This is a genomic window from Arthrobacter sp. R4, from assembly GCF_051365025.1.
Taxonomy (GTDB): Bacteria; Actinomycetota; Actinomycetes; order Actinomycetales; family Micrococcaceae; genus Arthrobacter.
In genome coordinates, this window is sequence record NZ_JBLWIJ010000023.1 from 1 (window position 1) to 13,297 (window position 13,297).

A 13,297-nucleotide genomic window follows, 5' to 3' on the forward strand; every position below is an offset into this window, starting at 1 on the left:
TAGCCCCTCCTGCGTCGGGGCCTGCGGCCCGAAAATTCTTCAGCTGGGATCCTCGCCAGCTCGGATCCCGCAAGATTTTTCGGTCCTTGCCCAAAGGGTAGACAGGCCTCCGTCGGCCGCCAAGCAAGCAAGCTTGCCAGCAACCAAAAAACAACGGGGGAGAGGGGAGCTGGCCGGTCACCATTGGTCGCCCCACCCACCCACTTCTCGGACAAGAAGGAACAACACCATGAACGCGACACCCACGCTTGAAATGATCGACCCGGCAACCCTGACCGTTGACATCAATGTCCGCAAGGACGCAGGACTCACTAAGGAGTTCGTCGCCAGCATCAAAGAGCACGGCGTGATGGAGCCGGTCATCGCCCACCGCAAGGACGACGGCATGGTCCATGTCCTGATGGGACAACGCCGCACCCGCGCCGCCGTCGAAGCCCGACTCGAGAACATCCCGGTCATGATCATCGACAGCCCCGAGGAAGCCGAACGTATCGTCACGCAGGTAGTGGAGAACATCCAGCGCGCCGAGCTGACCGAAGCGGACGAGGCCGATGCCTACCACCAGCTGTCCCTGATCGGCGTCTCTGCGGCCGCGATCGCGAAGAAGACCGGGCGCACCAAGACCACTGTCGAAGGCGCACTGAAGGCCAAAGCATCCGACGCGGGATCCGCCGCCCTGGGCAAAGGGTGGACCATCGAGGAAGCGCTCATCATGGCCGAGTTCGAAGGGGACGAGGACGCGACGGAGGAATTGGAATCGGTCATCATGGACGAACCCGAGCAGCTCCTGCACGTGGCCCAGCTGCTGCGCGACCGTCGGGAACGCGCGGCGGCCCTCGCCGCGCTGATCGCGGAACTGGAAGCTTAGGGCAAGACCATCGTTGAGGACGCCGGACACTACGCCGAGGAAGAGAATCTTTACGTCTCAGCGGCAAACCGGGCCGACGGGGAACCGGCCACCGACGAGGACGCCAACGCGTACGTGATCAGCACCGACTACCGGGGTGAGCACAACGCTAAGCCCGTCATCACCGGATGGAAGGAACTGGGCTTCACACCGAAGTACGAACGCCACGACGGCGGCAGCAACGCGCAAAAAGGACCGATGGCCGAGGAGCAGAAGGCCGAACGGAAAACCCTGATCGCGAACAACAAGGCCATGGAATCCGCGACGAAGGTCCGTCGCGAGTTCGTCAAGACCCTGCTGTCCCGGAAGCAGGCCCCGAAGGGCTGGCAGTACTTCACCGTCCACGCCATCACCCACCACGCCGAAACCGCCAGCGGGTACGAAGGAAAGGTGGCCGCTGACATGATCGGGGCGAAGTTCGAAGAATCCAACGCGTGGGCATGGAACCCCCTCCGTGAGCACGTGGCCAAGAGCACGACACGGCCCGAGTTCTCCCTGATCGCACTGGTCTGCGCAGGGTATGAAAAGACCATCGCCAAGGACTCGTGGCGGTCCCCGGGGCAGACCCACCGGGACTACCTCGCCCAGCTCGTCACTTGGGGCTACACCCCCAGCGAAGTCGAACAGATCATCCTCGACAGCGGCAAGCCAGCAGAGGACGGAGCGGCCGAGTAAGACCCCGTGCCGGGCGGAACCCACCGCCCGGCAAGGCACCGCCCCACCCACCACGACGGGCAGGGAACCTCCCAAAGTCGGGCGGTCCGCCGCCAGGTGCGAACCACGGCAGCCACTCACCAGCGGCGGACCGCCGATCCCGCGACACCGAAACATCGCCCCGACGTGCCGCGCCCCCAGGAACAATGGAGTTCCCAGACGGGCAGCCGGGAAGGCGCCACCACAAGTTCAGCTAAGCTGAACCCATAGATTTCCTTTGTCCGAGGAAAACAGGAGAGCCGGCACACTGTGCCGGCTTTCCGTCCTTTAATGCTTGGGTGGGGAAACTGTCGTGGGACTTAGTTCCGACCTGACCCGGAGGTAACGCAGCGAATGTCTGAATGAGTGCCCGGACCAGGCGACGTCGGCCGAGACCTCTACGACCACCGGTTCCACCAGGGTCAGGTCGATCGGGCCCCTTTCCTTGCTGAACCTGTCCAGGGCGCCCTGGCTAATCACTGCCGGCCATGGATGAACCCCGGCCGGCGGCCGCAGGTACCGGGCCAGTTCCCGGCCCGTCGCGGCTGACAGGACTGAGGACCGGCCGACTATCCGCAGCTTCCCGCCGATCGGCAGTCCCGCAACCAGAGCGATGGGATGGCTCATGCTGCCAATTACCGCCCCGCACACAACGTCCAAGACATCGCGGTGCTTGACCTTCAACCACTGCCGCACACCGCCCTGGTACGCCTGCCCGGCGCCTTTGATGACAAGGCCCTCGATGCCGGCCGCCGACATCTCCTCAAACCAGGTCATCGCAATAGCCCGGACCATCGTGGCGGGGGAGAGGGACAACGGAGGATCCCAGCCCGAGGCAAGGGCCTCCAGCAGCTCACGCCTCCGCGACAACGGAACGCCCCTGATGTCGTGTCCCGCGGCCGACAACAAATCAAAAGCCACGAACGACGCAGGAACCGCACGCGCAAGCACCGGAAGCTTCGCTTTCGAAGTCGTCATCCGCGCCTGCAGCGCCTCGAAGTCCAGCCGGCCCCCGGACCAGATCACCGCTTCACCATCCAGGACACACCCGGGCGGGATCTGCCCGGCCGCGGCCGCTACCAAATCCGGGAAATAGGGTGACAGATCCTTGCTCTGCCGGGACCACAACGACGCACCGCCTGCACCAACAAAAATCGAAATACGGAAGCCGTCCCACTTCGGCTCAAAAATCGAACCACCGGGCAGCGCGTTGGCGCCCGGGATCCGAGGTACAGCCTTGGCCAGGGCCAAGGCCACCGGAGGGTGCAGCGCAGCGGGAATGCCTTTGTAATCCATCCGATTTCCTCGCTGCCGCCAACGGCCACCGCGCCATCAGGGATCAAACCCTTCACCGGATACCTACCCCATGGACCAAGACTCATGCAGCCTCGGAAACCCTGACATTGTGGCGAGGTGCCGCCGTCAACACCGGTGGAAAAGGAAGTCGGTCAACCAGCCCACTAGTGCATAAAGCCCGTTCCGTCCCTGCCGCGGTCGTATTTACCGCAACGCGTGCAGCGCCGATAGCGGCTCCCATCCTCTGTGGATTCAATATGCCAAACGTGGCGCAAGTTCAGTTTGCACATCAGGATCTTGAGCATGGCGCTTTTCCGTTCTGAAGCACGCTTAACACGGAAACCGTGACTTCGTGATCATCCAGAGTTTATGACCGATTCGGCTGCGCTGGAATATCGATACTGAATCAGCTAACTAAGACCTTGTTGTCGCTGTCCAAACCGGAGCCAGATTAAAGATCGCGCCTCAGCCCCCGCCGGCACGTCAGCATCTACTGCAGCCCGCACACACGTCAGAGAGCTTACAAGAGGAGCGGCCGCCCGACCCGCCCTAACTCTCTGCTAGGAGGGAAAAATGAACGCAGTGAAGAACGGGCCTACAGAACGATTAGCCAGGGACATTCCGCGGATCATTGCCGTAGCTGTTCTTCTCACCGATCTGGCCGTCCTGGTTCCTAATAACGTGCTCCACCTTGTCAGCCTGCGCAGCCTCCCGGCCTGCAGCTACTGCTTCATCCTTGGTGTTGTAGTCGGCGCCGAACGCCCGACCTGCGCCTTCACGCTTGTTCTTCCATGCGCCATCTTCGTAGTACGTCTCGATATCACCCTGGGCCATTGAAATCTCCCTCTCCCGGTTGAACTTTCACGAATGGTTCAGACAGCGGAAAACCCCGCAGCACGAGTCAAGTTACGCGGGGTCTTCCTAAGCGCCGGCTCCGCAAATTGGGGGGACATGCGGAGAAGCTCACCCCAATCTAATAGAAAGCAAGCTTACTTTTCAAGAACATGGCCATGGACGACCAGTTATGGGATCCGGGGCCGGGGCGGTGACTAGCGTCCGGGGCGGGGGGAGTGGCAGCTCTTACTGCGGCTCTATTCCGAGGACCAGGAGCGCGGGGCTAAACGCCTGTCAGCTGACGGACCCGCCACTGCAGCCGCAGAAGTCTACACAAAAAACAAGCCAAAAATACCTAGAACTAGCCGCAGAATGCCTATTCATTCATGTGAATGATTGGTAGAATTGAAGCAGCAAGTCAGACAGGCGAACGAAACTAATTGAGATACGAAACCAGGTACTGAAAATGACTTCTTCACCCACCGCTTACACGGTCTACACCAAACCTGAGTGCCCGAACTGCGACAGGACCAAGGCCTACTTCGAGGACAAGGGCATCAGCTACACGGCCGTGGACATCACTGAAGTGCCGGCAGCACTGGAATACATCACTCAAGAGCTCGGCTACTCCCAGGCGCCCGTCGTCGTGAACAACTCCGATGATCAGGACCACTGGTCCGGGCTTCGCCGGGACAAGCTCGTCCAGGCGAACATGAACCACGCGGCAGCCTGAGCACCATGCCTGACGCAACGGCAGGGGAGCGGTTCCAACTCAGCCCACGCCAATTCAGCGACGCTGACTGGTTTGGCCTTGAGGCCAACGAAGAAGGCACCATCAACGTCCCCTTCGAAGATCCCTACCAAGCCCTGCCAGACCCCTACGAGCCAGATCACGAGAACCCGCACGAGACCAGCAACACCTCACGGAAGGCGCCAACCATCATGGCCGGAGAAACCACCATTACCGTCATCGGAAACCTCACCAACGATCCCGAACTCAGGTTCACCCCTTCGGGGTCCGCGGTAGCAAACTTCACCATCGCCTCCACCCCTAGGACGTTCGACCGGGCCTCCAACGAGTGGAAGGACGGAGAAACACTCTTCCTCCGGGCAGCGGTTTGGCGCGAAGCGGCCTAGAACGTCGCAGAGTCCCTCACTAAGGGCATGCGCGTCATCGTTTCGGGCCGGCTGAAGTCCCGCTCGTACGAAACGAAGGAAGGGGAGAAACGCACCGTGATCGAACTCGAGGTCGACGAGATCGGCCCGTCCCTGCGGTACGCGAACGCGAAGGTTAACCGCGCCCAGCGGAGTTCCCAGGGCGGACAAAGCGGGAATGGCAACGGCTTCCAGGGCAACAGCAGTTCGGCCGGGCAATCAGCCCCGCAGGATGACCCATGGGGTGTCCCGGCTACCAGCAACGCTGCCGGCGGCTGGGGCAACGGACCCGATTCCGAGCCCCCGTTCTAAGCAGTACAACTGTCGGGGTTAGCAGATACGCTGGCCCGGACAGGCTCCGCTCCTTACCCAGACCAAGAGCAAGGACACAAAATAATGACGCACGCAGATGACCTCCGCGCCTGGGCAAAGGGCGTGTATACGATCGAGGCTGCCACTGAGCTGTTGATCCGGGGCTTTGGTGGGAAGTTTGCTGCCCCTGGTAACCCTTGGGTCCACACACGCACTGAGGCCCAGGGGCCCGGCCAAGTGAATGCATGGATCGATTTCGCAGCTGTCCCGGAGGGGGCGGGTGTGCTCTCCGGTGGGGAACGTCGGTTTCTGTTGTTGGCGGCGTCGCTGGCGGAGGATGTGCCGGTCGTCCTGCGCGATGTCGTACCGGGGCTGGACAGGGAGAACCTCGACCTTGTCCTGGCCGCGGTCGCTCATGCAGGCGGTAGTCACGAGCACTCCGATGTCCGTTTCAACGAGGACGGTTCCATGACCCTGGGGAAGGGGTACTTGGACAGCCTGCATCCGTGGCCGAGGGCACTGCGTGCAGTCTAAGCAGGGTTGTTCATAATGGCGAAGAAGCCGGAAAGGTTTCCTGCGTTCACGCCCTACTACACCGAGGAGCAGGCCGGGCAGGTCCGGGCCGCGTTCAAGGCGGCGGGTTTGCAGGAAGGCGATGCGAGCGTGTCGGACTTCATTGTCCGGGCGACGATGCGTGAGGTGAAGCGCCTGCAGCGCAAGTACAACGGCGGCAAGCCGTGGCCCGCGGTGAAGGCCGGCGAACTGCGTCGTGGACAGAGAACTATGGATGAGATGCAACACCGGAACGAGGGCACATAGCGATGGGAAAGTGGACCGAAGAAACGAACCAAGCGAAGGTGCCGCCGCCGCTGCCGTTGCCAAGGATGCTGTCCCTTGAGCAAGTCCAGGAGATCCTGAACCTGGGCATGCCGTCGATTTATGCGCTGGTGAAAGGCGGCGAGCTGCGCGCGGCGCAGTTCGGCGGACGCAACGTCTGGCGGGTACGGCAAGACGACTTGGAGGCTTACATTGAATCCGCCTACGAGAAGACCGCAGAGCGCATCGCGTCCGGGCAGATCCCGGACGGCGACGCCCGCGGCGGCAGCTAATCAATCCAGTTCCCAAAGCAGCATGAAGGCCGGCACCCATCGGGTGCCGGCCTTCATCGTCATGGGGGACGTTTGTGATGCCTGGGAAGTGCGGTTGGTGCCATTGGATGGATCACGCGGGCCGGCGGTACTTCGTGGTGATGAGCGCCGCCCTGCAGTCTGTGGTTGTCACCGCCGGTAACCGGGCTGGAAGCCCCCGGGCGCCTAAGAAGCCAGGTCATCGGTTCGGTTCCATCGCCGCCCAACGTCGCTCCGCTTGGCGGATGGGTGTTGTCCCTGCTGAAGGAAACCTGACCCCGGGACGGGGGTTGGCCGGCGACGCCGGTCTTGGTCCATGGGGAAGGGGCCCGGTGGTGATGTAGCGTGCCTAGGCTGTGCACATTCGCCGGTCCCGGCGGTGACATTCCCGCCTGTGGTGTCCTGGCGTTTGTGTGCAGCCGGTCAGGTGGGTCCCGTCGTCCACATGTGTGCGGGAAAAGCCCGAAGGTTTTAGCTTTTGCCGTGCGCATGTGGTCGAGGGGCAGTCCTACTCCGTCGCGGTAAACCCTCCAGTGGAGGACGGGGAAGTGTCGTTCGACGTGGCGGCGGTGGCCGTTTTGCGGCGGCGCGTGGCGGCGCCGGATTCGAGCCCGAGCTTCTTCAGTTCCTCGGGGCTCCACCCGTCTTTGGTGGCGCGCACGTAGGCGCGCTTGTCTTCACGTTCTGCGTCGGCGAGCTGCTCGCGCAGCTCGGTGATGCGCTGTCTGGTCTTGACCAGGTTCGTGACGGACTCGATGCGTGAGTCCAGGAGGGCGCGGGCCTGGTTGCGGGTCTGTTCGATATCGATGGTTGGCATGCACCAACGGTAACCACAGGAGTGGGCCGTTTCGGGGGAGCGACTCGCGCGGTGGTCCGATTCCAGACCGGATGAGCGCCTGAGCCGCGGAAAGAAGTGTGAGCCACCTTCGGCGGAGCAAGCTATACATTTACACGGGTGTAAATGGTGTGTCGCTACCGGCCCTGTGGTTGTTCGCTTGGCACACTGGTCGTGTGGTCCCCGGTTTCGGGGTCGCTGCGCTGGGCCGTTTGAAGGGATTGGGGGAGTGCGTGTCTGAGGAGAGTGAGCCGCGTTCCCGGATCTCCAAGCGGCGGCGTGCGAACAAACCCGCCGGGTCGAAGAAGCGCCGTGACTTGTGGGTCACGGCCGAGGAGGAAGCTGCGCTGGTTGCCCGGGCTGCGAGGGAGAAGGTCACGGTCCCGAACCTTATCCTCACGGCAGCGTTGTCGGAGGGTTCGGAGACGCCGACGGAGCGTAAGGCGGCGATGGCTGAACTGATGGCGATCCATACGTTGTTGGCGCGGGTGTCGAACAACGTGAACCAGATCGCCCGGCACGCCAACGCGGGCGACGAATTCCCCCAGGACGCGAAGGCTGCCCTGGCGTATGTGCGCGAGGTTGCCATGCGGATTGACCGGACAATCGAGGGGCTGATGTAGGGATGATTCCAAACATCACCCGCGGTTCCCGGATGTCCGGGCTGCTGCTCTACCTCGCCTCCACCGATGCCGATAAGACGAAAAACTCGCACACGGACCCGCACCTGGTGGCCGGGGACGGGGCGATCATGGCCTGGTACGACGACGGTGTCCTGGACCGCGATGACGCGGTCGCGATTGCGAAACATTTGGACCAGCCGCGCAAGGCTTTCGGCGTCGAGATCCTGCAGAAGGATTTCCGCTGGGACCCGGTGAAGAAGGAACGGGTCGCGAACGGTTACAAGCAGGCCGATGTGTGGCACTGCTCGCTGAGCCTCCGCGCCGAAGAAGGCGCCCTGACGGACCAGCAGTGGGGTGACATTGCGAACGACTTCGTTGATGCCATGGGCTTCACCGAGGCCAGCGGCAAGGCCCAGTGCCGGTGGGTCGCGATCAACCACGGAACGAGTGAGAACGGCAACCACCACATCCACATCGCGGTGTCCCTGGTCCGTGAAGACGGCACCAAAGCCTCCACCCACGGCGACTACAAACGCGCACAAAAAACCTGCCGGGACCTGGAAACCAAGTACGGTCTCGAAGAGCTCTCGTCCGTGCACGCCACGCGAGGCTACGACCGGGCAGAGAAGGCGACCGCTGTACGGGATGAGCGCGAAATGCACCGCGCCTCGCTGGCCCGGAAAGTGCGCGCCAGTGCCTCCGCTTCAGCGACCGAGGCGGAGTTCGTCCGCCGCGCCCGCGACACCGGACTGCTCGTCCGACCGCGGTACGCGAAGAACACCACCGACGTCATCGTTGGCTACTCCGTCGCCGAACGCCCGAAGCCGGGAGAGCGGCCTATCTGGTTCGGCGGCGGTACCCTCGCCTCCGACCTGAAGCTCGGTGCACTACGTGAAGAATGGCCGGACACCCCGCACCTGGCTACAGAGGCCGCGGCGGAATGGAACGCAGCGGCACGCAACAAGCGCAAGGTCTCCAAGACCGGTCCCGAGAACGCGACCCCTTCAGCGGAAGCGTGGGTGGAGTACACCCGCAACGCCACAGCATTGGCCGACCAGCTGCGCACTATTCCGCGTGACGATCACGCAACCTGGGCGAAGGCAGCGCGTGAGGTTTCCGGTGCCTTTGCAGCCTGGTCTTACCGGCTTGAACCGATGCCTGGGCCGTTGGCGGCCACAGCTGCCGAGCTGTCCCGCACCGCCCAGTTGCGCGCGCCGAGGCAGCATGGCAAACCCGTCGCGCTGCCATCCATTGCCGGCACTGCAATGTTGTTCATGGCCGCGTCTAGCAAGAGCAAAACAGCGGCTCAAACAGCACTCATGGTGCAGCTGATCAACACTGCCTTCGCGGTGTACGAGATGCACGCCCAGTCCGGGCGGACCCGTGAGGCTCAGCGCATCCGTTCGGTGGTTGAGGAGCAGCTGGCCCCGTTCACCGCGACCATGCCTAAGGCGGTTTTGGTTGGTGCCGAGCAGCAGTCTGCAGCTGAGGCTGCAGTGGTGCCCAGCGCGATCGACATTGCCCGGCGTGGAATGGTGCCCATCCGTCCGGGATCAGTAGTGCCAACTACGCCGACGCCGGCAACGCCAGCCAAGACCCATCAGCCCAGCCGACGCGATTCCGGGTCGGGCCTCGACCGATAACCACCACCAACTGCAAGGGGAGCACGATGAGTGAATCAGATGGAATGGATGACGTCCTGGACGGCGGCCTGCGGCAGTCGTTGATGATCGCATCACGCATTGCCGAGACACTGGCACGCCGGCGCCAGGAGAGCCAGCGGCAGCAGGAACACCAGGACTCCCAGGTAGCGCACGAAGCTCAGGCACGCCTCGCTGCTGAACGCAGCGCCGCGCGCGCAGCGCTGGCACCCGTGGACAAGGACCACTGGTGGGACAAGGCGCAGCCGAACGACATCGCCACGGCACACGCCGTCGCTGAGGGCTGGAAGGACCACGACCCGGCCGCCCTGGCCGCATCGGAGAGAATCCGTCAGGAAGTTCTCACCCGCTACGGCATCGACACCCACGACGTCGGCGCTGACGCCGCCTATCTGGCGTCAGGGATCCAGACCATCACTACCGAGAAAGCCCGGCAGGATGAGTTGGCCCGCAGCCAGGAAGAGACGCGCAAAGCAGCCGCCGAACACGAGAAGGCCATGCAACTGCTCGCAGCGGCCCGCGCAGAAGAACTCCGCGTTCAGGCGACGGAACTGGCTCCGGGAATGAAGCGCCATCAGGTGCCCGTGGAGTATCTGGCCAACGCCGAACTGGCCCAGGCATTGCAGACCGCGCACAGCGCCAAGACGCCCATAGCGGTGGCGGCAGCGGACGCGACCGTGCAGGAACGCATGTTCCTTATCGGCAAGGACGGGATAAACGGTCCGGACATTGACCAGCTGCGCAAAGAGACCACGGCGAACGTCAATGGTGCCGGTGACTCCCACTTCGAGGATCCAGCGTTCGTGAAGGCGGCCAAGGACATGCACGAGGCCAAGCTCCTGGCCGAAGGCGGATTCACAGGCACCCAGTTCTCACCGGTGGAACAGCGCTACGAACGAGCCGAAAAGGAACTCTTCGCCCGCCTGGCAGGCGTCGGCTGCGAGATCGAAAACCGCGTCACCGGCAACGACAGCAGTCGGCTCAAAGACCAGGGCCTGAAAACTGAAAACACTTCGGCCGCCGACTACGGCTCCGCAGCGCACCACGAGAAGTTTGCCGAGTCCCTGGAGAACACCGGGGCAAACGAAACACAGATCCGCGGCCGCCTCGCCGCGGCCCGCGGCGAGGGCACTCACCCCATTTCAGCAGTCACCATGGGCAAGGGTGCTGCCACGGCCAGAAAGACCCGCAGCGGGGCAGCCATGGGGGCAGAACGAGGTAAAGGCGGCCTCAGCCGCTAAAGCGGAGGGCGAGGGGCGGCCGGCCTTGTCTGTGGCCATCGATAGGATCGAACCCATGACTGATGCCCGCGACCTCGCCCTTCCCGACGGCTACACCGACCTCCTCGGCGAGCTCAAGAACCGGGTCCGGGCCGCCCGCGTACAGGCACTGCGAACGGTGAACACCCAGCTCATCGAGCTGTACTGGTCCATCGGAAACGACGTGAGTGCACAGCAGGACAGCCTGGGCTGGGGGAGTGGTGTCATCAAAAGACTGGCCGAGGACCTTCGTGCTGAGTTCCCCGAGATGAAGGGGTTCTCGCCCCGGAACCTCCAGTACATGACCACTTTCGCCCAAGCCTGGACGGGGACCTCAATTGCGCAACAGGCTGTTGCGCAATTGCCGTGGGGTCACATCACCGTGCTGCTGGACAAGATCAAGAGCCAGACGGACAGGGACTGGTACGCATCGGCGGCGGTGGAGTATGGGTGGTCCCGGAACGTCCTGATGAACATGATCATGAACAAGACCTTGGAACGTACGGGGGCAGCACCCTCGAATTTCGCGCAACACCTTGTTGCGCGAGATTCCGAGCTTGCTCAACAGGTGGCCAAAGACCCCTACAACTTCGAATTCCTCGGCCTCTCCGGCGAAGTAGCGGAGCGCGACCTCGAGAATGCCCTCACCAGTAGGATTACCGAAACCCTCCGCGAAATGGGCCCAGGGTTCGCCTTCGTCGGCCGGCAGGTCCACTTCGACGTCGACGGGGACGATTTCTACGTCGATATGCTGTTCTTCCACATCGAGCAGTCCCGCTACGTGGTCATCGAACTAAAGACTGGCAAGTTCCAGCCAGAGCATGCCGGGAAACTCAACTTCTACGTCGCCCTCGTCGACGACATGCTGCGGCGTGACCATCACAACGAAACCATCGGGATCCTCATCTGCGGCACCAAGAACGACCGCAGCGTCCGCTACAGCCTCGGACGCTCCACCTCACCCATGGCCGTCGCCGCCTACACTTACGACAAACTCCCGCCGGCCGAACAAAAAGCACTCCCCAACGAGGGACACATCGTCGCCGCCCTCGAATGGGCCGAACGCGACTCCGAGGAAAGTGCGACATAAGAGGTATCGCCTATCGATAACTTGTGCGAGCGGTCGTCGCAGGCTGAATGGTCCAGAGAACTTGGACAGACACGTCTGCGCAGACGGTCCAGGAAGCCCGGTCAACGGGACGCTCTGGTCACAGAGCAAACCAAATGTGCCAGAAACCAGCCACCCAATCCGGTCCGCTCAGTTCCCATAGCGCGGCATGATGGGACGGGCGCTGTTCAGCATCCCGGGCAGCACGTATCCTCCTCGTAAAGAAATGGGGGAGTGGGGGAGCGATGACACAAACATCAACGGACAATCCGCAGACAGTCGAGGACGGCGGCTCCATGGAGCTTGTCCAGATACCGGCTTGGCAGGCCAAGTACAAGCTGAACGAGAACCCCGAGGACTTCGCTCATATGGTCTGTTGCCGGGACCTGGACTGGCGCCGGGCGATCTGCGGCTATGTCGAAGAAGACCCTTCGATCATGCACTACTCGCTCAACGTTTGCACGATGTGCGTCGAAACGGCCGAACGCATGGGAGTCACCGTGGGTGATAGGCAGTGCCCCATCGACAACAGGGCATGTCCTGATGACGAGGAAGTCGACCGGATGATCGCCGAGCGGACATCCAAGCCCTGACCACTGGCTTAGGACCATCCGCTCGCGCGCGACCACCACCCTGAAACCCATTGCCATCTCATCTGAGGCACTAAGAAAGGCCAGCAGCGTCCGTTACAGCCTTCCGCGCTCCTTATTTGTCACGGCCGTAGCCGTCTCCCACCGGCGGAACGCCCACCCAACAGGTGAATGTGTGTGAATTTGGTGAATGTGGTGAATCTGGTTTACCCGGCGAGACGTGGACGCTAACGCTGCACTGACAGACCATCCAGCTACCGTTGCACGGGAACAACAGCGCATTGGGGTACGTTGCAGTCTCGGCAAAGAAAACCTCGTAGGACCGGCAGAAATGAGAATCACAACGTGGCCACCGATTACGACGAAGTCCGTTCGGACGTCAAGGAATCTCAAGACCGCTCGCTCGAGGCATTGCAGTCTGCGAATGCCCCGGATGCCCGCAGCGTCGTCACTGAACTGGACGAAGCCGACGCGCTCGATGAAGGCCTCACCCCTGGTGGAGAGATCGTTGCCGAGGAGCTCATCGTTCAGGTCATTCCGCAGGCCGCGGACGAGTTCACCTGCTATTCCTGTTTCCTCGTCCGGCACCGGTCCCAGCTGGCGCGCGAAAGCGATGGCCACTCGTACTGCATCGAGTGCGAAAGCTAAGGCATTCGGCGACACGTCAGATTAAGGAAGCTATCGGAGGTCGACTCCCTTGAATCGTCGATTTGAGCGCAAGTGCCTGGCTTGGGTCGGAACAAACGGCTCCTCGGTTCACAGCGAATCCCAAGGTTTAGAAACGCATAATGGAGCGAAGCTTCGGTCAACCGCTATTTGACCGGAGCTTCGCCAATAAGTGTCCAGGCTGCACCTCGCCGGGTGGTTCGACCTGTGGAGAAAGACCAAGTCCTTGCT

Annotated in this window: 14 protein-coding genes and 2 pseudogenes; 13 read left to right on the top strand and 3 right to left on the bottom strand. The window is 62.4% G+C overall.

What is annotated here, in order from left to right; all coding sequences use genetic code 11:
* Positions 1 to 229 precede the first annotated feature (229 nt).
* A pseudogene (locus ACLKOZ_RS15085) lies at positions 230 to 1,582 on the top strand (ParB/RepB/Spo0J family partition protein).
* A 306-nt stretch (positions 1,583 to 1,888) separates the two neighbouring features.
* On the opposite strand, the gene ACLKOZ_RS15090 reads toward ACLKOZ_RS15085, so the two are convergent.
* Positions 1,889 to 2,896 (bottom strand): ATP-dependent DNA ligase, encoded by a 1,008-nt coding sequence (locus ACLKOZ_RS15090; protein ID WP_436476119.1) that lies wholly within the window; start codon positions 2,894 to 2,896, stop codon positions 1,889 to 1,891.
* 606 nt (positions 2,897 to 3,502) lie between these two features.
* Complete coding sequence (locus tag ACLKOZ_RS15095; protein ID WP_436476121.1) at positions 3,503 to 3,730, bottom strand: DUF2188 domain-containing protein; 228 nt, start codon at positions 3,728 to 3,730, stop codon at positions 3,503 to 3,505.
* Positions 3,731 to 4,196: 466 nt separating this feature from the next.
* Here ACLKOZ_RS15095 and ACLKOZ_RS15100 point away from each other — a divergent pair, with 466 nt between their 5' ends.
* The 6 genes and pseudogenes from ACLKOZ_RS15100 (at position 4,197) to ACLKOZ_RS15125 (ending at position 6,668) form a co-directional block, all read left to right on the top strand.
* On the top strand, positions 4,197 to 4,463 hold the full coding sequence (locus ACLKOZ_RS15100) for a glutaredoxin family protein (protein ID WP_436476123.1): 267 nt from the start codon (positions 4,197 to 4,199) through the stop codon (positions 4,461 to 4,463).
* Between the two features lie 209 nt (positions 4,464 to 4,672).
* Positions 4,673 to 5,197, top strand: a pseudogene (locus ACLKOZ_RS15105) (single-stranded DNA-binding protein).
* 84 nt (positions 5,198 to 5,281) lie between these two features.
* Positions 5,282 to 5,731, top strand: coding sequence for a hypothetical protein (locus tag ACLKOZ_RS15110; RefSeq protein ID WP_436476125.1), 450 nt, complete (start codon positions 5,282 to 5,284; stop codon positions 5,729 to 5,731).
* Between the two features lie 15 nt (positions 5,732 to 5,746).
* Positions 5,747 to 6,016, top strand: a complete 270-nt coding sequence (locus tag ACLKOZ_RS15115; RefSeq protein ID WP_436476127.1) for a ParB family protein — start codon at positions 5,747 to 5,749, stop codon at positions 6,014 to 6,016.
* Between the two features lie 2 nt (positions 6,017 to 6,018).
* Complete coding sequence (locus tag ACLKOZ_RS15120) at positions 6,019 to 6,306, top strand: helix-turn-helix domain-containing protein (RefSeq protein WP_436476129.1); 288 nt, start codon at positions 6,019 to 6,021, stop codon at positions 6,304 to 6,306.
* 107 nt (positions 6,307 to 6,413) lie between these two features.
* Positions 6,414 to 6,668: a hypothetical protein gene (locus ACLKOZ_RS15125; RefSeq protein WP_436476131.1), complete on the top strand. Its 255-nt coding sequence runs from the start codon at positions 6,414 to 6,416 to the stop codon at positions 6,666 to 6,668.
* A 164-nt stretch (positions 6,669 to 6,832) separates the two neighbouring features.
* On the opposite strand, the gene ACLKOZ_RS15130 is transcribed toward ACLKOZ_RS15125, so the two are convergent.
* A complete protein-coding gene (locus ACLKOZ_RS15130) occupies positions 6,833 to 7,141 on the bottom strand; it encodes a hypothetical protein (RefSeq protein WP_436476133.1) in 309 nt (102 codons plus the stop codon).
* A 251-nt stretch (positions 7,142 to 7,392) separates the two neighbouring features.
* Here ACLKOZ_RS15130 and ACLKOZ_RS15135 point away from each other — a divergent pair, with 251 nt between their 5' ends.
* The 6 genes from ACLKOZ_RS15135 (at position 7,393) to ACLKOZ_RS15160 (ending at position 13,048) form a co-directional block, all read left to right on the top strand.
* Complete coding sequence (locus tag ACLKOZ_RS15135; protein WP_436476135.1) at positions 7,393 to 7,782, top strand: MobC family plasmid mobilization relaxosome protein; 390 nt, start codon at positions 7,393 to 7,395, stop codon at positions 7,780 to 7,782.
* A gap of 2 nt (positions 7,783 to 7,784) precedes the next feature.
* Positions 7,785 to 9,425, top strand: a complete 1,641-nt coding sequence (locus ACLKOZ_RS15140) for a relaxase/mobilization nuclease domain-containing protein (RefSeq protein ID WP_436476137.1) — start codon at positions 7,785 to 7,787, stop codon at positions 9,423 to 9,425.
* 26 nt (positions 9,426 to 9,451) lie between these two features.
* On the top strand, positions 9,452 to 10,684 hold the full coding sequence (locus ACLKOZ_RS15145) for a hypothetical protein (protein WP_436476139.1): 1,233 nt from the start codon (positions 9,452 to 9,454) through the stop codon (positions 10,682 to 10,684).
* 55 nt (positions 10,685 to 10,739) lie between these two features.
* The gene (locus ACLKOZ_RS15150; RefSeq protein WP_436476141.1) at positions 10,740 to 11,792 is read left to right on the top strand and encodes a PDDEXK nuclease domain-containing protein; all 1,053 of its coding nucleotides are present in this window, start codon (positions 10,740 to 10,742) and stop codon (positions 11,790 to 11,792) included.
* A 263-nt stretch (positions 11,793 to 12,055) separates the two neighbouring features.
* Positions 12,056 to 12,403 carry a hypothetical protein gene (locus tag ACLKOZ_RS15155; RefSeq protein ID WP_436476143.1) on the top strand — a complete coding sequence of 116 codons (348 nt, stop codon included), beginning with the start codon at positions 12,056 to 12,058 and terminating at the stop codon, positions 12,401 to 12,403.
* 342 nt (positions 12,404 to 12,745) lie between these two features.
* Positions 12,746 to 13,048, top strand: a complete 303-nt coding sequence (locus ACLKOZ_RS15160; protein WP_436476145.1) for a DUF4193 domain-containing protein — start codon at positions 12,746 to 12,748, stop codon at positions 13,046 to 13,048.
* Positions 13,049 to 13,297: the final 249 nt, after the last annotated feature.

Bases quoted from the DNA above. Each gene is read 5' to 3' on its own strand.
- ACLKOZ_RS15090 (WP_436476119.1), bottom strand. From the start codon at position 2,896: ATGGATTACAAAGGCATTCCCGCTGCGCTGCACCCTCCGGTGGCCTTG.
- ACLKOZ_RS15095 (WP_436476121.1), bottom strand. From the start codon at position 3,730: ATGGCCCAGGGTGATATCGAGACGTACTACGAAGATGGCGCATGGAAG.
- ACLKOZ_RS15100 (WP_436476123.1), top strand. From the start codon at position 4,197: ATGACTTCTTCACCCACCGCTTACACGGTCTACACCAAACCTGAGTGC.
- ACLKOZ_RS15110 (WP_436476125.1), top strand. From the start codon at position 5,282: ATGACGCACGCAGATGACCTCCGCGCCTGGGCAAAGGGCGTGTATACG.
- ACLKOZ_RS15115 (WP_436476127.1), top strand. From the start codon at position 5,747: ATGGCGAAGAAGCCGGAAAGGTTTCCTGCGTTCACGCCCTACTACACC.
- ACLKOZ_RS15120 (WP_436476129.1), top strand. From the start codon at position 6,019: ATGGGAAAGTGGACCGAAGAAACGAACCAAGCGAAGGTGCCGCCGCCG.
- ACLKOZ_RS15125 (WP_436476131.1), top strand. From the start codon at position 6,414: ATGGATCACGCGGGCCGGCGGTACTTCGTGGTGATGAGCGCCGCCCTG.
- ACLKOZ_RS15130 (WP_436476133.1), bottom strand. From the start codon at position 7,141: ATGCCAACCATCGATATCGAACAGACCCGCAACCAGGCCCGCGCCCTC.
- ACLKOZ_RS15140 (WP_436476137.1), top strand. From the start codon at position 7,785: ATGATTCCAAACATCACCCGCGGTTCCCGGATGTCCGGGCTGCTGCTC.
- ACLKOZ_RS15145 (WP_436476139.1), top strand. From the start codon at position 9,452: ATGAGTGAATCAGATGGAATGGATGACGTCCTGGACGGCGGCCTGCGG.
- ACLKOZ_RS15150 (WP_436476141.1), top strand. From the start codon at position 10,740: ATGACTGATGCCCGCGACCTCGCCCTTCCCGACGGCTACACCGACCTC.
- ACLKOZ_RS15155 (WP_436476143.1), top strand. From the start codon at position 12,056: ATGACACAAACATCAACGGACAATCCGCAGACAGTCGAGGACGGCGGC.